The organism is Nocardia neocaledoniensis, from assembly GCF_003182135.1.
Lineage (GTDB): Bacteria > Actinomycetota > Actinomycetes > Mycobacteriales > Mycobacteriaceae > Nocardia > Nocardia neocaledoniensis.
Map to the genome: position 1 here is coordinate 239,812 of NZ_QGTL01000004.1, position 17,797 is coordinate 257,608.

Annotated in this window: 17 protein-coding genes; 10 read left to right on the forward strand and 7 right to left on the reverse strand. The window is 69.0% G+C overall.

Features of this window, described 5'->3' with window-relative positions; all coding sequences use genetic code 11:
• Window positions 1-63: 63 nt before the first annotated feature.
• From DFR69_RS13095 to DFR69_RS13105, 3 genes are all read right to left on the reverse strand, one after another.
• Complete coding sequence (locus DFR69_RS13095; protein WP_110037796.1) at window positions 64-789, reverse strand: amino acid ABC transporter ATP-binding protein; 726 nt, start codon at window positions 787-789, stop codon at window positions 64-66.
• A gap of 76 nt (window positions 790-865) precedes the next feature.
• Window positions 866-2,662 (reverse strand): ABC transporter substrate-binding protein/permease, encoded by a 1,797-nt coding sequence (locus DFR69_RS13100; RefSeq protein ID WP_110037797.1) that lies wholly within the window; start codon window positions 2,660-2,662, stop codon window positions 866-868.
• A 68-nt stretch (window positions 2,663-2,730) separates the two neighbouring features.
• Complete coding sequence (locus tag DFR69_RS13105; protein WP_110037798.1) at window positions 2,731-3,525, reverse strand: LLM class F420-dependent oxidoreductase; 795 nt, start codon at window positions 3,523-3,525, stop codon at window positions 2,731-2,733.
• Between the two features lie 144 nt (window positions 3,526-3,669).
• On the opposite strand from DFR69_RS13105, the gene DFR69_RS13110 reads away from it, so the two are divergent.
• Window positions 3,670-4,752, forward strand: coding sequence for an ABC transporter ATP-binding protein (locus tag DFR69_RS13110; protein WP_110037799.1), 1,083 nt, complete (start codon window positions 3,670-3,672; stop codon window positions 4,750-4,752).
• Window positions 4,753-4,849: 97 nt separating this feature from the next.
• Here the strand turns inward: DFR69_RS13110 and DFR69_RS13115 are convergent, their stop codons facing one another.
• A complete protein-coding gene (locus DFR69_RS13115; protein ID WP_373867027.1) occupies window positions 4,850-5,362 on the reverse strand; it encodes a winged helix-turn-helix transcriptional regulator in 513 nt (170 codons plus the stop codon).
• 93 nt (window positions 5,363-5,455) lie between these two features.
• Here DFR69_RS13115 and DFR69_RS13120 point away from each other — a divergent pair, with 93 nt between their 5' ends.
• The 3 genes from DFR69_RS13120 (at window position 5,456) to DFR69_RS13130 (ending at window position 8,362) form a co-directional block, all read left to right on the forward strand.
• Window positions 5,456-6,625, forward strand: a complete 1,170-nt coding sequence (locus tag DFR69_RS13120) for a thiolase family protein (protein WP_110037801.1) — start codon at window positions 5,456-5,458, stop codon at window positions 6,623-6,625.
• A gap of 97 nt (window positions 6,626-6,722) precedes the next feature.
• The gene (locus DFR69_RS13125; RefSeq protein WP_110037802.1) at window positions 6,723-7,361 is read left to right on the forward strand and encodes a Uma2 family endonuclease; all 639 of its coding nucleotides are present in this window, start codon (window positions 6,723-6,725) and stop codon (window positions 7,359-7,361) included.
• A 35-nt stretch (window positions 7,362-7,396) separates the two neighbouring features.
• Entirely contained in the window at window positions 7,397-8,362 is a 966-nt protein-coding gene (locus DFR69_RS13130; RefSeq protein WP_110037803.1) for an o-succinylbenzoate synthase, read from the forward strand.
• Here DFR69_RS13130 and DFR69_RS13135 read toward each other — a convergent pair.
• Window positions 8,355-9,260, reverse strand: a complete 906-nt coding sequence (locus DFR69_RS13135) for a hypothetical protein (RefSeq protein ID WP_110037804.1) — start codon at window positions 9,258-9,260, stop codon at window positions 8,355-8,357. The two genes, DFR69_RS13130 and DFR69_RS13135, sit on opposite strands and share 8 nt — an antisense overlap.
• A gap of 255 nt (window positions 9,261-9,515) precedes the next feature.
• On the opposite strand from DFR69_RS13135, the gene DFR69_RS13140 reads away from it, so the two are divergent.
• Window positions 9,516-9,947, forward strand: a complete 432-nt coding sequence (locus DFR69_RS13140) for a MarR family winged helix-turn-helix transcriptional regulator (protein WP_110037805.1) — start codon at window positions 9,516-9,518, stop codon at window positions 9,945-9,947.
• A gap of 8 nt (window positions 9,948-9,955) precedes the next feature.
• The gene (locus DFR69_RS13145) at window positions 9,956-10,378 is read left to right on the forward strand and encodes an organic hydroperoxide resistance protein (protein WP_110037806.1); all 423 of its coding nucleotides are present in this window, start codon (window positions 9,956-9,958) and stop codon (window positions 10,376-10,378) included.
• Between the two features lie 150 nt (window positions 10,379-10,528).
• On the opposite strand, the gene DFR69_RS13150 is transcribed toward DFR69_RS13145, so the two are convergent.
• Both DFR69_RS13150 and DFR69_RS13155 read right to left on the reverse strand, forming a co-directional pair.
• The gene (locus tag DFR69_RS13150; protein ID WP_110038260.1) at window positions 10,529-11,053 is read right to left on the reverse strand and encodes a TIGR04338 family metallohydrolase; all 525 of its coding nucleotides are present in this window, start codon (window positions 11,051-11,053) and stop codon (window positions 10,529-10,531) included.
• Window positions 11,054-11,095: 42 nt separating this feature from the next.
• Window positions 11,096-11,896 (reverse strand): DUF2786 domain-containing protein, encoded by an 801-nt coding sequence (locus tag DFR69_RS13155; protein ID WP_110038261.1) that lies wholly within the window; start codon window positions 11,894-11,896, stop codon window positions 11,096-11,098.
• A gap of 198 nt (window positions 11,897-12,094) precedes the next feature.
• Between DFR69_RS13155 and DFR69_RS13160 the strand changes: the two genes are divergently transcribed.
• The 4 genes from DFR69_RS13160 to DFR69_RS13175 all read left to right on the forward strand — a co-directional run bounded on the left by DFR69_RS13160 (window position 12,095) and on the right by DFR69_RS13175 (window position 17,717).
• Entirely contained in the window at window positions 12,095-13,372 is a 1,278-nt protein-coding gene (locus DFR69_RS13160) for an ABC transporter substrate-binding protein (RefSeq protein WP_110037807.1), read from the forward strand.
• 45 nt (window positions 13,373-13,417) lie between these two features.
• Window positions 13,418-14,395 (forward strand): carbohydrate ABC transporter permease, encoded by a 978-nt coding sequence (locus DFR69_RS13165; protein ID WP_110037808.1) that lies wholly within the window; start codon window positions 13,418-13,420, stop codon window positions 14,393-14,395.
• Between the two features lie 92 nt (window positions 14,396-14,487).
• Complete coding sequence (locus DFR69_RS13170) at window positions 14,488-15,294, forward strand: carbohydrate ABC transporter permease (protein WP_110038262.1); 807 nt, start codon at window positions 14,488-14,490, stop codon at window positions 15,292-15,294.
• Between the two features lie 119 nt (window positions 15,295-15,413).
• On the forward strand, window positions 15,414-17,717 hold the full coding sequence (locus DFR69_RS13175) for a transglycosylase domain-containing protein (RefSeq protein WP_110037809.1): 2,304 nt from the start codon (window positions 15,414-15,416) through the stop codon (window positions 17,715-17,717).
• The last annotated feature ends 80 nt before the right edge of the window (window positions 17,718-17,797 follow it).

Here is a 17,797-nt window from a genome sequence, read left to right on the forward strand (position 1 = left end):
CACCTCCGACATTAACAGTTGCGCATGCGTTGCTGCGACCCCCGCCCCGGCCGAAAAACCTGGTCAGAGGACCTGGTCGAGGAAGCGGCGGAGGCGCGGGGTCTTGGCGTCGTCGAACAGTTCGTCCGGGGTGCCGGTCTCCACGACGACGCCCTGATCCATGAACACGACGCTGTCGGAGACACTGCGGGCGAAGCCCATCTCGTGGGTCACCACGATCATCGACATCCCGCCGGAGGCGAGGTCGGCCATCAGCGCCAGCACGCCCTTGACCAGCTCGGGATCCAGCGCCGAGGTGGCCTCGTCGAAGAACATCAGCTCCGGCTTCATGGCCAGCGCGCGAGCGATCGCGACGCGCTGCTGCTGACCGCCCGAGAGCGCGGACGGCCTGGCGTCGGCCTTGCCCGCGAGGCCGACGATCTCGAGCTGTTCCAGCGCCAGCGCCCGCGCCTGCTCGGCGGACAGGCCGCGCAGCTTGCGCGGACCGAGCGCGATGTTGTCGGCGACGGTCTTGTGCGGGAACAGATTGAACTGCTGGAACACCATCCCGATGCGCTGGCGCAACTTGTCGGGGTCTTCGCGCAGCACCGACTCGCCGTCGAGCAGGATGTCACCGGCATCGGGTTCGTGCAGGCGGTTCAGCACCCGCAACAGGGTCGACTTGCCCGAACCGGACGGGCCGATGACGGTGGTCGCGTGCCCGGCCTCCACATGGATGTCGACGCCGCGCAGGATGTGGTTGTTGCCCAGGGTCAGCTGCAACCCGGTGCCGGTGAGCGATGCGCTCATGCCTGCACCTCGCTGGCGCTCGGTTCCGGCATGACCGCCGGGGCGGCTGTGTCGGTCTGCCGCTCGCTTCGCTCGCTCATGCGCCACGTCCTTCCGTGATGACGGCCTGCTCGATCGGGTCGGCCGGGGTCGGCTTGCCGGTGCGCATCCGCCCGTCGATGTAGTTCACCAGGTGGGTGAGCGGGATGGTCAGCACCAGGTACATCAGGCCCGCCGCGACCAGCGGCGACAGGTTGCCGGTCTGGGCGTTGAGGTCGCGGCCGACGGCGAACAGCTCGCGCTGGGAGGCGAGCAGGCCGAGGAAGTAGATCAGCGAGGAGTCCTTGATCAGCGCGATGAACTGGTTCATCAGCGCGGGCAGCACCCGGCGCACACCCTGCGGGATCACCACCAGCGTCATCGCCTGCCGGTAGCCGAAGCCGATGGCCCGCGCCGCCTCGAGCTGACCGGCCTCCACCGACTGGATGCCCGAGCGGAAGATCTCCCCGATGTAGGCGGCCGCCAGCAGCGCCAGCGCGACCGCGCCGAGCCAGTACGGGTTGCCGCCGGTGATTCCTCTGGTCACCGGGCCGATGCCGAGACCGATCAGCAGGATGATCACCACCGCGGGCAGGCCGCGGAAGATGTCGGTGTAGATCCGGGCGGGCCAGCGCAGCCAACGGGTGCGCGAGATGCCCATCACCGCGAGGATCATGCCGAGGACGGTGCCGAGCACGCCCGAGACCACCGCCAGGATCAGGGTGTTCGGCAGGCCGGTCTTGATCAGGTCGGGAAAGGCCTTGCGGTACAACGACCAGTCGAAGAACGTGTCCTTCAGCTGCTCCAGCGTCGACTTCTGCACCGCCTGCTCGGCTTCGCCCGGCGCGCGTTCGGCCGCGATGGCGGCGAAGTCCGGGAGTTGCGGCGCCGGTGCGGCTTTGGAGCCCGGCTTCCAGCCCGGCGGGAGTTCGCGCGGCACCCAGTCGGCGTAGAGGCGGGCGTAGGTGCCGTCGGCGATCACCGCGTCCAGGCCGGAGTTCAGCGCGTCGATCAGCGGCTGGTTGTTCTTGGCCACCGCGTAGCCGACGAAGTTGTCGAGGCTGAAGGTGTTCTCCGAGATGACGATTCCGTCGCCGGGTGAGATCGCGCCCTCGGCCTGCGCCGACGGCGCGACCCACGCGTCGACCTGACCGGACTTCAGATTCGCGTAGGCGGTGTTGTAGTCGGGGAACTTCACCGGGTCCAGCTTCAGCTGGTTCACCACGAACTCGTCCTGGACCGTGCCCTGCACGACCGCGATGCGCGAGCCGGTGTTCAGGTCCGCGAAGCTCTTGATGCCGCTGCCCTGCGGCACCACCAGCGAGAAGTAGCCGAAGTCGTAGCCGTTGGTGAACCCGACCAGCTCGCGGCGGGCGTCGGTGGTGGTGATGTTCGACGAGCCCACGTCGAAGCGCTTGCCCGAGACCTGCGCGAGCAGACCGGCGAACTCGGTGCCGGAGAATTCGACGCGCAGTCCGAGTTTCGCGCCGATCGCGCGCAGCAACTCGTTGTCGAAGCCGGTGAACGAGCCCTGCCCGTTCACGCAGGTGCTCGGCGGCGCGTCCGAGAGGGTGCCGACGCTCAGCGTGCCCGGGGTCAGCAGCCCGAGTTTGCCGGTGTCGATCGACTCGATCGGGGCCGTGGTCGCCGTGGTGTAGCGGTCGGTGCCCGCGGTCGCCGAGGACGCGAGGTTCTTCGGCGCCGCCGCGGCCGCGCTCTGCCCCGGCGGGGAACACAGATCGCGCGCCGTCTGGTCACCACCGGAGCCGCCGCCGCACCCGGTCGCGACCACGCCGACGAGGAGCAGCAGCGCGGCGATCCGCGCCCGGGTTCGCACAGCACGCACACCAGCCATGGCGATAAACCCTAGCCGCAACCTCGCACCGGGCAGGCTACCCGCGCCTGTGCGGTGATCGGCAACACTCAGGCAAGCCCCTCCAGCAGCTCGGGGTTCACCTCGTCGCGCCAGTCGATCGCCTGCTTCAGGGTGGAGAAGTCGTAGTCGGGGCCGGAGACGCCGACGGTGAACAGGGTGACGCCTGCCGCGCGCAACGCGTCGGCCGAAGCGCGGCCCTGCCACTGCACCGACCGCTCGATCCGGTTCGCGTCGGTGCCGACAGCGGCCGCGTGCTCGGCCAGGATCTCGTTCTTGCGGTTCAGCGCATCGAGATCGGCGAAGGAGTGCCAGATGTCGGCGTACTCGGCGACCAGGCGCAGCGTCTTGCGCTCACCGCCGCCGCCGATCAGGATCGGGATCTGGCGGGTCGGCTGCGGGGTGAGCTTGCCGAGCCTGGCCCTGATCCGGGCCATGTTGTCCTTCAACAGGTTCAGCCTGCTGCCTGGCGTGCCGAATTCGTAGCCGTACTCGTCGTAGTCGCGCTGGAACCAGCCGCCGCCGATGCCGAGGATGAGCCTGCCGCCGCTGATGTGGTCGACCGTGCGGGCCATGTCGGCGAGCAGATCGGGGTTGCGGTAGCCGCCGCCGGTGACCAGCGCGCCGATCTCCACCCGCTCGGTCTGCTCGGCCCAGGCGCCGAGCATGGTCCAGCACTCGAAATGCGCCCCGCCCGGATCGCCGGTGAGTGGATAGAAGTGATCCCAGTTGAAGACGATGTCGACCCCGGCGTCCTCGGCGCGCAGCACCGCGTCGCGGATGAGCCCGTAGTCGGGCGCGTGCTGGGGCTGAAGCTGGACTCCGATACGGACGGGACGACTCATACCGCGCTCCTCTGTCTCGGTGGGCACCGTCAGCGAGGCTACCCGGAATCGGGCGGCGCTTCAGCGTGGCCGCTACGATCCTCGGCGACCCTGTTCTCGGATCGTCCGGCACGTTCCTGCCGGGATGGGATGACTGATTTACGCATGGCTACCGTGACCTTCGATCGCGCCACCCGCCTCTACCCCGGCGCGACCAAACCCGCCGTCGACGCCCTCGATCTGGAGATCGCCGCAGGCGAGTTCCTGGTCCTGGTCGGGCCCTCCGGCTGTGGCAAGTCGACCTCGCTGCGCATGCTGGCCGGGCTCGAGGAAGTCAACGGCGGGCGGATCCTGATCGGCGACAACGACGTCACCCACGCCGAGCCCAAGGATCGCGACATCGCGATGGTGTTCCAGAACTACGCGCTCTACCCGCACATGTCGGTGGCCGAGAACATGGGCTTCGCGCTGAAGCTGGCGAAGGTGTCCAAGGACGAGCGGGACCGGCGCGTGCGCGAGGCGGCCCAGCTGCTCGACCTCGAGCAGTACCTGGACCGCAAGCCCAAGGCGCTCTCCGGCGGTCAGCGCCAGCGCGTGGCGATGGGCCGCGCGATCGTGCGGCAGCCGCAGGTGTTCCTCATGGACGAGCCGCTGTCGAACCTCGACGCCAAACTGCGCGTGCAGACCCGCACCCAGATCGCCCAGCTGCAGCGCAGGCTCGGCACCACCACGGTGTACGTCACCCACGACCAGGTCGAGGCGATGACGATGGGCGACCGCGTCGCGGTGCTCAAGGACGGGCTGCTGCAGCAGTGCGCGTCCCCGCGTGACCTCTACCGCGATCCCGCCAACATGTTCGTCGCCGGGTTCATGGGCTCGCCCGCGATGAACCTGTTCACGCTGCCCGTCGCCGACGGCAACGTCACCATCGGCGGGTTCCCGGTGCGGGTGCCGCGCGCGGTGGTCGACGCGGGCGAGGGCACGGTCGTGCTCGGCATCCGCCCCGAGCACCTCGAGGTGGGCGACGGCGGGCTGCGCATGGAGGTCGACGTGGTCGAGGAGCTCGGCTCCGACGCCTACGTCTACGGGCGCGCCCTCTCCGACGACGCCAGCGGCCAGACCGGCGAAACCGTGGTGGCGCGGGTGGATTGGCGCCGTCCCCCGGCCAAGGGCGAACAGCTCACGCTGACCGCCGACCCCGAGCACATCTACTTCTTCAGCGCGGTGGACGGCAGCCGCCTGCGCTGAGTGCGCGGCCGGGCCCGCGGTGAGCGCCGCGGGCCCGATTCAACTGCCCCCGTAGTGACCCTCGGCGTTCTTCACCGCTCGACCACTCCGGATCTTCTCAGGTCTGGGCGCGGTCGGCTTTCTTGCGGGCGCGGAGGTAGTCGGGGTTGACGCGGACGGTGAGTTGTTCGAGTTCGACCGGGGTGCCGGTGGGGGTGGTGAGCTGGGCGCGGACCGGTTCGCCGGTGTCGGTGTCGACGCGGAGCAGGGGGGCCGGGCCGGGCTGGAGGTAGGTGTCGCCCCATTGCCAGAGGGCCACGACGGCGGGGAGCAGGTCGCGGCCCATCTGGGTGAGGACGTACTCGTTGCGGGTGCGCTTGCCTTCTTCCCGGTAGGGGCGCTTTTCCAGGAGGCCCGCCGCAGTGAGTTTGCGGAGCTGGCTCGCGGCGGCGGCGTCGGTGATGCCGACGCGACGGGCGAAGCCGTCGAAGCGGGTGGTGCCGTAGTAGGCCTCGCGCAGGATGAGGACCGCCGAGCGGGTGCCGATGAGATCCATGGCTCTGGCGATCGAACAGCCCTCGGTCTCCCACCTGCTCAGATCGGCCAAGGGTCCTTCCATCACGGCTGCCATGACCGACATCATACCCGTCCCTGACTTGAGTAGATGATAGTTAGCGCCTACTCTGGCTATTGCCTGATATAGCCAGACCGAAAGAGGACTCCCATGCGAGACGCGGTCATCGTCGAAGCGGTACGCACCCCCATCGGGCGGGGCAAGCCGAACGGCGCACTCCACGACGTCCACCCCGTCGACCTGCTCGCGCACAGCCTGCGCGCGGTGATCGAGCGCAGCGGCATCGACCCGGCCCTGGTCGACGACGTGATCGGCGGCATCGTCACCCAGGTCGGCGAGCAGGGCTCGAACATGACCCGGCGGGCGGCACTGGCCGCCGGCTACCCCGAGTCGGTGCCCGCGACGACCGTCGACCGGCAGTGTGGCAGCAGCCAGCAGGCCATCCACTTCGCCGCACAGGGCGTGATCGCGGGCGCGTACGACATCGTCGTCGCGGCGGGCGTCGAATCCATGGGCCGAGTTCCGATGGGCGCCAACCTGATCGGCGCCACCGACCTGTCCGGCGTCGCCTTCGCCGAACGGTATCCGGACGAGCTCGTTCCGCAGGGCATCAGCGCCGAACTGATCGCCGCGAAATGGGGGCTGACCCGCACCCAGCTCGACGAATTCGCGCTGGGCAGCCACGAAAAAGCCGCTCGCGCAACCAAGGACGGGCTCTTCGCGGACGAACTCGCCCCACTCAACGGACTGGCCGCCGACGAGGGAATTCGCGTCGGCTCCACGCTCGAGACGCTGGCGAAGCTGAAGCCCGCCTACTACGACCCCGCCATGGCGGCCCGCTTCCCACAGATCGGCTGGGAGATCACCGCCGCCTCCGCCAGCCAGGTCAGCGACGGCAGTTCGGCCGTGCTCATCATGTCGGGCGAGCGGGCCGCCCAGCTCGGCCTGCGCCCGCTGGCCCGGCTGCACAGCTTCGCCGTCGCGGGCGACGACCCGCTGCTCATGCTCACCGCGGTGATCCCCGCGACCGAGAAGGTGCTGCGCCGAGCGGGCCTCGACCTGTCCGACATCGACCTGATCGAGATCAACGAGGCTTTCTCCCCCGTCGTCCTGGCCTGGGCCCAGGAGACCGGCGCCGACCTGAGCAAGGTGAACGTCAACGGCGGCGCCATCGCCCTCGGCCACCCCCTCGGCGCCTCCGGCGCCCGCCTGACGACCACCCTCGTCCACGCCCTGCACCAGCGCGGCGCCCGCTACGGCCTGCAGACCATGTGCGAAGCGGGCGGCCTCGCCAACGCCACCATCATCGAAAGGCTGTAACTCCCGCCGGCGGCGTCCACCAGGGCGCCGCCACGGATGGTTCCCGGCCGCGGCGTCGTACGATGGCGATGCTTGCCCCGAGCCGAAGGGTCGCATCGTGTCCGAAGCGTTCGACTGGTCCGTTCCGAAGACCTACAGCCAGCCCGTCGACATGGACAACTATCTGGCCATGCCGGAGGATGTCGCGCGCTCCGTCGAGGTCAAAGACGGAATGATCGTCTTCTGCGAATCGCCTTCGCCCAACCACAACGCGGTGTCGCGGGCGATCGAGCGCGCACTGGCCGACGGCGAGGCGAAACGCGTTCAACGGGAGCCGTGCCTGCGTGTCAATCGCGATATCGACATGCTCGTTTCCGAGGTCCCATTCCACTACAAGCGACCGGACGCGATCGTCTATCGGTGCATCGAAACTCCGCGCAGTCGGTGGAAGACCAAGCCGACCGTCGGGGACACGATCCTCGTGGTGGAGGTGGTGTCGCCGACCACCGTCACCGCGGACACGATCGACAAACGCTCCGAGTACGCGCGCTACGGCATTCAGCACTACTGGATCGTCAGGATGGCCAACGACGACGGGCCCGCGGTGTCGATCGAAATGCTGACGCTCAATTCCGAAGGCCGGTACGTCTCCAACGGCTTCCGCAATCGGACCGACGACTATGCGGCGGCGATCGATACGCTGACACCGTTCCCGATCATCCTCACCTGGCAACAGTTGGACGAGGGGATCGACTGACCTTCGTTCGAGACGACGCCCCCTACGATCGGGGGGTGGACTTCGAGACTTTCGTGTATGCGATTCCGCTGCGGACGCGGTTTCGGGGGATCACTGTGCGTGAGGGGATGTTGATCCGGGGGGCCGCGGGGTGGGGGGAGTTCTGCGCGTTTCCCGAGTACGACGATCGGGAGGCGGCTGGGTGGCTCGGTACCGCGGTCGAGCAGGCGACGGTGGGATGGCCTGCGCCGGTGCGGGATCGGGTTCCGGTGAATTGCATTGTGCCTGCCGTTGATCCGGAGCGAGCCCGGCGGATCGTCCGGGAATCCGGGTGTGCGACGGCGAAGGTGAAGGTGGCCGATCACCCGGAGTCGCTGCCGGAGGACCTGGCCAGGGTGGCGGCCGTGCGCGAGGCGATCGGGCCGGGTGCGATCCGGGTGGATGCCAATGCGGTGTGGGATGTGGCGACCGCCGTCCGGCACATCGAGGAAATCGACCGCGCCGCCGGCGGTCTCGAATACGTGGAACAGCCGTGCCGGACGGTCGAGGAATTGGCCGAGGTGCGTCAGCTGATCGATGTGCCGATCGCGGCGGACGAATCGATTCGGCGCGCCGACGACCCGCTGCGCGTCGCGGTCGCGGGGGCCGCCGACGTGGCGGTGCTCAAATGCACGCCGCTGGGCGGGGTCCGGCGGGCGCTGGCGGTCGCGGACGCGGCCGGACTGCCCGCGGTGGTGTCGTCGGCGCTGGAGACCAGCGTCGGGCTGGCCGCGCAGATCGCCCTCGCGGGGGCACTGCCTCGGCTCGACTTCGCCTGTGGGTTGGGCACTCTCGCTCTCTTCGAGGGTGATCTCGTCCGTGATTCGCTGCTGCCCGAGAACGGGTGGCTGAGGGTCCCCACCAGCGCACCCGAACCGGATCCCGCGCTGCTCGACCGCTACCGGCATCCCGACCCCGCGCGGACCGAGTGGTGGTTGCGGCGGTACGAGCGGGTCAGCGCGCTGCTCGAAACCGCTACTTGAACAGGCTGAGCGCGCCGATATTGGAGTCGATGTATCCGTAGGCGCCGCTGTCGCCGAACGTGCCGTCGTCACAATCGACGGTCGTCCAGACACCCAGGTTCATCGTGTAGACGCGGCCGGGTTGCATCGTCCACAGCACCTCGAGCGTCGGATCCAGCTGGAAGCCCTCCGCCAGTCCGCCGCCCTGGGCGACCTCTCCGTTGCTGCGCCGCTGCCGCCACATCTTGTTCGAGGCGACGGTCACGAGGTTTCCGTTCTCCAAGACGGTCAGCTCGACACCACCCTCGGTCGTGGCATCGCCGTTTCCCGGCGCCGCCAGCACGGAGTATTCCTTCCGCACCCAGCGCAGCGAGCGCCCCATCACGAACACCGGTGTCGTCGAATTGACATCGGCCACAGTGAAAGCGACACCCACTCCCGCGTGCGCGTCGAGCCAGGCGACATCCGTGCTGACCGCCCCGCTGATACCGGCGTATCCGTTGTTGCCGGGACTGCCGACGGCCATCCCGTCCGACAGCGAATACGTCCCTTCATGATTCGACCAGTGCCACGTGTAATGGAACGGCGCCCAGAAGATCTTCGTGGCATTGCCGAACTTGAACATGCCCGCCGTGCGCACCAGCTGCGCGTCCATCGGCTCCGCGTCGGCGAGACCATTGTTCAGCTCGACCGAGCTCAGCCGCTTGCGTGCCGCGTCGAACGCGCGCGCGGACTCCGGATCGGCCTCGATCTGACGGCGGTAGTGCTCCTTTTCCGCCGCCCGGAATTCCGCGTGCCGAGATCTCAGCCCGCGCTGCTTCTCCATTCGCTCCGCCGCGCGCCCGACGAGAGTCTCGACCGATTTCTCGATGACGCCGCGCACGTCGTCCGGCACGTTGTCGCCATAGTTGATTTCCATCCGCCACACCTTCGATCGTCGACACAGCTTTTCCCTGCCGTCGCCCGTACCACTCGGCAGCGGCCACCTTCGTCCAATTGCGGGGACCGATGATCAACACATCGATTGTGCGCCCCTGACATCGTTGTGTCACCGATGATTTCGCTGCCTAAGCAGATCTCCGGTGGCGACGCCGGAGCGGCCACCCGCAGCCGATGCGCACCCCGCGACTCGGATAGGTTGTGCACAACTTAATTGTGCGCTACAGTTCATGGCATGACCGACGGACTCACCCTCGACGAGCAGCTGTGCTTCTCGATCTACTCGGCTTCGCGGGCGATGACGGCGGTCTATCGCCCGAAGCTGGAACGGCTCGGGCTCACCTATCCGCAATACCTGGTGATGCTGGCACTGTGGGAACGCGACGAACGCAGCGTCGGCGAGCTCGGCAAGGCACTCGATCTGGACTCCGGAACACTGTCACCGCTGCTCAAGCGGCTGGAGGCGACCGGATACCTCGAGCGCAGGCGAGCCGCCGACGACGAACGCCGCGTCGACATCGTGCTCACCGAACACGGCAGGGCGATGCGGGCCCACGCCTGCGCGATCCCGGCCGAGATGGCCGAGCTCGTCGGCCTGTCCACCGATGAATTCGTCGCGCTGCGCTCGATGCTGCGCAAACTCACCGACACCCTCACAGAGAAATGAGAGCTCCCATGCAGGTCCTCTACACCGCCGAAGCCCTGGCCAGCGGCGAAGGCCGCACCGGCACCGCGCGCACCACCGACGGCAAGCTCGAGGTCGTGCTCGCCCCGCCGAAGGAGATGGGCGGCGACGGCGCGGGCACCAACCCCGAGCAGCTGTTCGCGGCAGGCTACGCGGCCTGCTTCCACTCGGCGCTGCGCCTGGTCGGCAAGAAGGCCGGCGCGAACATCGCCGATTCCGCTGTGGGCGCGCGGGTTTCGATCGGCCCGAACGACAACGGCGGCTTCGAGCTCGCCGTCACCCTCGAGGTGACCCTGCCGCACCTGTCCCGCGAGGACGCGCAGGCCCTGGCCGATCAGGCCCACCAGGTGTGCCCGTACTCCAACGCGACCCGCGGCAATATCGCCGTCGACGTGCAGGTCGCCGAGGACTGAGCGCCGATCGCCCGAATCCCGCCGGTCGCGCACCGGCGGGATTCGGCGCGTTCAGGACCGGCCCGGCAGGGCGCGACACAGAACCGCCGCCGACCCACACGGCGAAACTGCCGTCGCACCCGCATCACGATTGGCGCGGCCCACACCGCCTCAGCCGACTACGACACCGCACCCCGCGAACGTGGCCCTGATCAGCAGCGCCGCCTCGGGCCCGATCACGCCGTCGACGAGTTCGATGTAGCGCGAACAGAATTCGGGTCCGTGTGCCGCCTCGGCATCGTCGGCGAGATGATGGGCGAGCTCGTGCAGCACCACCAGCTCGCGCAGCGCCCACGCGGTCGCCCCGGTGTGCAACGGCACCGCCAGCACTCCCGCCGCCGGTTCGTAGTGGGCGGCCGATCCACCGGCCCGCGCGCGCACACGCACCGGCAACGCGGCCCTTTCCCACTGCGCGCGTACCCAATTCAGTGCCAGGACCTTGTCCACATAGGACTGCACCGACTCCACCGAGCCGAACCGCCGCTCGACCGGCAGCGTGAGTTGCGACCCGTACACATCGACGGTCCGATGCCCGAACTCCTCCGCGCGATCGAACACCCCACGCACCAGGTGCTCGGCGTCATAGACCTTGGCGCGCTGCCCGTCCCGGCGCCGCCCCGTCTCATCGGACGCCACGGCCACCGCCCCCGACCGACAGGGTCCCACTGTCCGGGCCGCTCATCGGCCCGTGAGCTTGCCTCGCGCCGCGGGCAATTCGGGTGACGTGCCGAGGCGGGCGGCGCGACCGGCCCGGTCCCCCGCGCGCCGGGCCGCCGCGGAGTGGCCGGTGGAAGTCTGGGGACCACGCCAGGTGCCGCGAGCCTCGGAGGTGGCCGTGTAAAAGTCGGTGAGCGCCACTTCCTTGTCGCGCAGGGCCAGCGCGGTCCCGGTGGACTCCGACGGCGTCTCCTCGGCGACGACCTCCGCCTTCACCTCCGCGAGGCGGGCGCCGACGCGGGCGGCGAAGGCCATCTGGAAGTTCAGGCGGGCTGTGACGCCCGCGACGGGAGCCTCCACTTTGCGGCGCACCGTGCGCCCGAAACGCTTCTCGGCGACGGTCTTGACCACGGTGGCCTCGCGGTAGGCGCCGGACTTGATGTAGTGGTCGGAGGCGCGCACCATCTGGATCAGCAGGCTCGCGTACAGCGCCTCGCAGGTGTCGATGTCGGCGGCGAAGCCGTAGGCGTAGACCTGGGCGGAACTGCGGGCGACATCACAGCGCACGTCGTTGGCCGAGGCGATCGCGACGAACAGCTGGACGTAGGTGCGCAGTCCTTTTCGTCCCGGTTCACCGATCGGGATGATCCGCTGCACCGGCGTCGACCTGCGCTCGCGGTCGGCGACATGGGACCGCGCGACCGCCAGATCGATCGAGGACTTCGTGGCCAGGCGCTGCGCCGCGGCGAGAAACGCCTCGGCCTCGTGCTCGTTGTCGGTGGCCTCGGCCTTGCGCAGCAAACCGCCGATGCGGGTGAGCATCCGGTCGGGCGTCTGCGGCGAGGGACTGGTCACGGACTCGAGCGTAGGACACCGCACCGACAACGGGCCCGCGCGGAACTGACCCGAAAGTAGGCGATGTGGCAGGACGATCGGGCGCGCGGACCGGCCACCATGTATGTTGACCCGTGCACCGCACGGGTGTGCTGCTGCTCACGTCTCGACCCTGGAGTGTCTGCGATGGCCTTGAAGTTTGTCCCGAGAGCGACGATGGCTGCTGCCTCGATTGCGTTGCTTACCGCATCGTTCGCCAGTGCCTGCTCCAGTGACAACGGAGGCAACGCACTCGACCAGAACCTGTCGGGCCGCGGCCCGATCACCTACGTCGAAGGCAAGGACACCACCGAGACCGGTGTCGTCAAGCAGCTCATCGACCGCTGGAATGCCGCCCACCCGAACGAGCAGGTGACGTTCAAGGAGCAGTCGGCCGACGCGAACCAGCAGCACGACGACCTCGCCGAGCACTTCCGCGCCAAGCAGGACGGCTACGACGTCGTCGCCCTCGACGTGCCGTGGACCGCGGAATTCGCCGCGAAGGGCTGGATCCAGCCGCTCAAGGACACCTTCGCCATCGACACGGCGCCGCTGCTCGCGCCCACCGTCGCCAGCGCCACCTACAACGGCACCCTGTACGCGGCCCCGCGCAACACCAACGGCGGCCTGCTGTACTACCGCAAGGATCTGGTGCCCAACCCGCCGCGCACCTGGTCGGAGATGATCGGCCAGTGCCAGGTGGCCCGCGACAACAACATCGGCTGCTACGCCGGTCAGCTCGCCCCCTACGAGGGCCTGACCGTGAACACCTCCGAGGTCATCAACGCCTTCGGCGGCAGCTTCGTCGGCGCCGACGGCAAGACCCCCACCGTGAACAGCCCGGAGTCGAAGGCGGGCCTGAAGGTCCTCGTCGACGCCTACAAGAACGGTGACATCCCCAAGGAAGCCATCACCTTCAAGGAAGGCGAGAGCGCCAGCGCGTTCGAGTCCGGCAAGCTGCTGTTCCTGCGCAACTGGCCCTACCTCTACGCCCAGGCCAACGCCGACACCTCCTCGGTGAAGGACAAGTTCGGCGTGGCCCCGCTGCCCGGCAACACCGGCGTCGGCGCCTCGACCCTGGGTGGCTACAACGCCGCCATCAGCGCGTTCTCCAAGAACAAGGCCACCGCTGCCGACTTCGTGCGCTTCCTGATCAGCGAGGAGGCCCAGCAGATCATCGCCTCGGGCGCCCTGCCCTCGGTGCGCGCCTCGCTCTACGACGACCCGGCCCTGATCGCGAAGATGCCGTACCTGCCCGCGCTGAAGGAGTCCATCGCCAGCGCCGTGCCGCGCCCGGTGACCCCGTTCTATCCCGCGGTGTCGAAGGCCATCCAGGACAACGCCTATGCTGCCCTGAACGGCACGAAGTCCGTCGACGACGCCGTCGCCGGCATGCAAAAGGGCATCGAGACCGCCGGTTCGTAGCGGAGCGCGCAGCGGACCCGACCAGACCGTAGGAGAGTAGAAACGGTGTCGGATCCTTCGGGAGCCAAGCAGCGCGGGCTAGCGCTGGAACTGCGACGATCCGGCAAGGCGTGGCTCTTCGTCACGCCCGTGCTCGTCGCGCTGGCCGTGGTCATCGGATATCCGGTGGTCGAGGCGGTCGTCATGTCCTTCCAGAAGGACTCGGGGATCGACCCGGCCACCGGGATGTTCATCGAGGGCGGCAACGCCGGGCTGAGCAACTACACGCACTGGCTGCTGCAGCAGTGCAATTCGCTCGGCGGGGTCATCGACTGCCCCACCGGCACGCTCGGTTCCCAGTTCTGGTCCGCGGTCGGGGTCACCCTGTTCTTCACGGTGGTGATGGTGTCGATCGAGGCCGTGCTCGGCCTCGGCATGGCCATCGTGATGGGCAAGACCTTCCGCGGCCGCGCGCTGCTGCGCGCCGCGGTGCTGATTCCGTGGGCGATCCCCACCGCCGTCACCGCGCGGCTGTGGGAGTTCATGTTCCAGTACGACGGCGTCGTGAACCGCGTGCTCGGCACCCACATCCTGTGGACCTCGGACATGTGGGCCTCGCGGTTCGCGGTGGTCGTGGCCGACGTGTGGAAGACCACCCCGTTCATGGCGCTGCTGATCCTGGCCGGGCTGCAGGTGATTCCGGCCGACGTGTACGAGGCGGCCAAGGTCGACGGCGCGTCGGCGTGGCAGCGGTTCGTGCACATCACGCTGCCGCTGCTCAAGCCCGCGCTGCTGGTGGCCGTGCTGTTCCGCACCATGGACACGCTGCGCATCTACGACCTGCCCGCGATCATGACGCTGGGCAACCCGTCGACGAACACCCTGTCGATCCTGGTGGTCGAGCAGGTGCGCCAGGGCCCCAACAGCGCCGCCGCGCTCTCGACGATCACCTTCCTGCTCGTCTTCGCGATCGCGTTCGTGCTGGTGAAGGTGCTGGGCGCCAACGCCGTTCGCACGCAGGAAGAACAGCGGAAGGCGAACTGATGAGCATCTCGACGACGAAAGAGTCGCCCGCGACCCGCGAAGCCGCTCCGGTGCAGCCGATCTCGTGGCGCAAGCGCCTCGGCACCGTGCGGATGTACCTCGGCGTGCTGATCGTGCTGGTGTGGGGCCTCGGCCCGTTCTACTGGATGACGGTCGTCGCGTTCCGCGACCAGGCCTACACCTTCGACAGCACCCCGTGGCCCACCCACGTGACGCTGGACAACTTCCGCAACGCCTTCGACACCAGTCGCGGCAACAACTTCGGGCAGGCCCTGCTCAACAGCGTGATCATCGGGTCGGTGACGACCGCGATCGCGCTGGTGCTCGGCGTGCTCGCCGCGTACGCGCTGGCGCGGATGACGTTCGCGGGCAAGTACCTGGTGTCCGGGCTGATCCTGGCGGCCTCGATGTTCCCCGCCGTGGTGCTGGTGACGCCGCTGTTCCAGCTGTTCACCGATCTCGGCTGGATCGGCGAATACCAGGCGATGATCATCCCGAACATCTCGTTCGTGCTGCCGATGACGGTCTACATCCTGGCCTCGTTCTTCGCCGAACTGCCGTGGGAGCTGGAAGAGGCCGCGCGGATCGACGGCGCCACCAAGGGGCAGGCGTTCCGGCTGATCATGCTGCCGCTGGCGGCGCCCGCGGTGTTCACCACCGCGATCCTGGCGTTCATCGCCTCGATCAACGAATACCTGCTGGCCCGCCTGCTCTCCGGTGAGCAGACCAGGCCGGTGACGGTGGCGATCGCCCAGTTCTCCGGCAACGATCCGCTGGTGCAGCCGTACGCGGCGATCATGGCGGCCGGCGTGATCGTCACGGTGCCGCTGGTGATCATGGTGCTGATCTTCCAGCGCAGGATCATCTCGGGTCTGACCGCGGGCGGCGTGAAGAGCTGACGGACGGCGCGTCCGCCGCCCCCAGCCGCTCCTCCCCGATTCCGTGACCAACCGCGGGTAGAGTCGCCTGCGTCGATGCGCGCGTCGGCGCAGGTGTTCTTCCGTCGGTCCGGAAGGAGATGGTCGTGGCCTCCGAGGGTAGGCGTCGGCGGTCCGATGCGGACGCGCCGTACTCCTCGATCGCCGGCTTCAAGGACCCACTCGGCCGGGACGAGCCGCGCAAGGGGGCGGCCCGGCGAGCCCAGGCCGCCCGGCTGGCGGCCGACGGCGAGGATCCGCGACCGCCGCGCACCAGGGGCCAGAAGATCCGGCGGCTGCTGCTCGCGCTGTTCGTGATCTTCGTCTGCGTGCCCGTGCTGCTGTTCGTGGCGATCTACTGGAGCTCGGAGATCCCCGAGCCCGCCGAGGTCGCCGTCGAACAGCCTGCCACGGTGCTGGCCGCCGACGGCACCACGGTGCTGACGAAATTCATCCCGCCACAGGGCAATCGGATCCCGATCCCGCTCACCGACGTGCCGCTGCCGGTCCGTGACGCCGTGCTGGCCGCCGAGGACCGCAACTTCTACACCAACCCCGGCTATTCGACGAGCGGGTTCCTGCGCGCCGCCCGCGACAACCTGCTCGGCCACGAGAACGCGGGCGGCGGCTCGACGATCACCCAGCAGTACGTGAAGAACGCCTTCCTGAGCTCCGAACGCACCGTCACCCGCAAGATGCGCGAGCTGATCATCGCGGCGAAGATGGCGCGGCAGTGGAGCAAGGACGAGATCCTGGCCGCCTACCTCAACACCATCTACTACGGGCGCGGCGCGTACGGGATCGCGGCGGGCGCCAAGGCGTACTTCAACAAGCCGGTGCCGGAGCTGACCCTGGCCGAGGGCGCCGTGCTCGCCGCGGTGATCCGCTCACCCTCGGTGCTGGATCCGGAGAAGCACCTCGACCAGCTGAAGGCGCGCTGGCGGTACGTGCTCGACGGCATGATCGAGATGGGGGTGCTCGCCCCTGGCGAGCGGGACGCGACGGTGTTCCCGGAGATCATCCCGCTCGCCGACATCCCGACCGAGCCCGTCGCGCTCGGCCCGGAGGGCCACATCCGAACGCAGGTGATGCGCGAGCTGCGCGACGCCGGGCTGACCGACGCCGACATCAACACCGGCGCACTGCAGATCACCACGACCATCGACCCCGTGGCGCAGGCGGGCGCCGTCGACACGGTGCGCCAGCGGCTGCGCTGGCAGCCGCCGGAGCTGCGGGCCGCGGTCGTGTCCGTCGATCCGCGCAGTGGGGCGGTGCGCGCCTATTACGGCGGCGAGGACGGCACCGGTTTCGATTTCGCGCAGGCGCCGCTGCAGACCGGGTCCTCGTTCAAACCGTTCGCCCTCGTCGCCGCGCAGCGCCAAGGTATTCCGACGACGCGGGCCATCGACAGCTCGCCGGTGCAGGACCGCGGCACCACGATCACCAACGTCGACGGTGATTCCTGCGGACGCTGCCCGCTCACCGAAGCGCTCAAGCGCTCGCTCAACACCAGCTTCTACCGGCTCACCATGACCATGGCCGACGGGCCGCGCTCGATCGCCGAGGCCGCGCACCTGGCAGGCATTCCCGAGCGGATCCCGGGCCTCGACGTCGAAACCCTCACCGAGGCGGGCGAACCGCCGCTCAACGGCATCGTGCTCGGCCAGTACCTGGTACGGCCGCTCGACATGGCCTCGGCCTACGCGACGCTGGCCGCCTCCGGCGTGTACCACGAGCCGTACTTCGTGCAGCGCGTCACGACCGGGGACGGCCACGTGCTGCTCGACCGCGGCGCCCCGGAGCACCGGGTCGGCGCGCAGCCCGCCGAGCCCGAACAGCGGATCACCGCCGCCATCGCCGATGCGACCACCCAGGCCATGGCCCCGATCGCCAACTACTCCAACGGGCACGGCCTGGCCGACGGCAGGCCATCGGCCGCCAAGACCGGCACCACCCAGCTCGGCGAGAGCAACGACAACAAGGACGCCTGGATGATCGGCTACACGCCCTCGCTGTCGACGGCGGTGTGGATCGGCACCGAGCAACCGCAGCCGTTGCGTGGCGGCGGCGGTGGCGCGATCTGGGGCTCCGGGCTGCCGTCCGACATCTGGAAGCAGGTGATGGACACCGCGCTGGCCGGCACACCGATCGAGCAGTTCCCCACCCCGGCGCTGCCCGGGGGCGGCTCGCCGATCCCGGGACCTGCGCCCGCGCCCGCCGCGCCGGGCGGTCCGTACGACATTCTGAACCCGCCGCGGAACTCACCGCGCACGCCGCCGCCGGACATCTTCACCCCGCCGACCGCGACCTCACGCAATCCCGCGCCGCTGATCATCATCCCGCCGCCTGCGCCGCGACCGTCCAGCTCGCCGGGCGAATTGTTCCCCGGTCTCGGCGGTGGATAGATCACGGATTGGCCACCCCGACCCGGCACCCCCGCGTTCATGGCAACATCGTTGGCCAGAGCGCGAGCCGCCCGACCGGC